Raw genomic sequence first — 655 nt, 5'->3', positions numbered from 1 at the left:
CCCCCGCCCAGCGGCGGCGCCAACCCCACGCTGCTGCGCAGCTACATGTGGATGCAGAGCAGCCCCGAGGGCGACCAGCCGGCCGTGGAGGCCATGTTCTACCGCCCCCGCCAGTTCACCACCAACAACACCCTCACCGACGCGCAGAGCAACTGGACCATCAACAACGCCGGCAGCTTCCAGGGCTGGGACGTGCTGCTGCCCCCCAACGGCGGCAAGCACGGCAGCGTCTGGCAGTACGACAAGTCCACCTTCATCAGCCTCACCCTCAACCGCGACGCGCGGCTGGCCATCGTCTGGCGCGCCGACCCCACCAAGGTCCCGAGCTGGCTGAAGAACAACTGGACCCAGCAGGGCACCGTGCGCATCAACAACGCCGACCGCCAGGTGTACGTCAAGAACTTCAGCGCCGGCCAGACGGTGCAACTGGGCTCGGTCTACGACCCCGGCCAGCGCCAGGCCCAGAACCTCTTCACCTACCTGGTCCTCTTCGGCGAGAAGGACGGCAGCGCCTCCCCGGCCCCGGCCCAGCTCGGGAGCCCCGCCGCCGAGCCCAACAAGGCCTGCCCGCAGTGGGTGCACGACCAGTACACCACCGAGGTCACCATGCCCAACGGCGCCAAGCGGGTCCTCGCCACCTGGCACCCCCAGGTCG

General features: G+C 69.3%; 1 pseudogene. It reads left to right on the top strand.

From position 1 onward, the window contains the following. Window positions 1-655: pseudogene (locus Mterra_RS22765) on the top strand (hypothetical protein); the annotation flags it as partial.

It is taken from the genome of Calidithermus terrae (assembly GCF_003574345.1).
In the GTDB taxonomy this organism is placed as follows: Bacteria; Deinococcota; Deinococci; order Deinococcales; family Thermaceae; genus Calidithermus; species Calidithermus chliarophilus.
The sequence above is the reverse complement of the archived record's forward strand: the minus strand, read 5'-3'. Positions and strand labels throughout refer to the sequence as shown.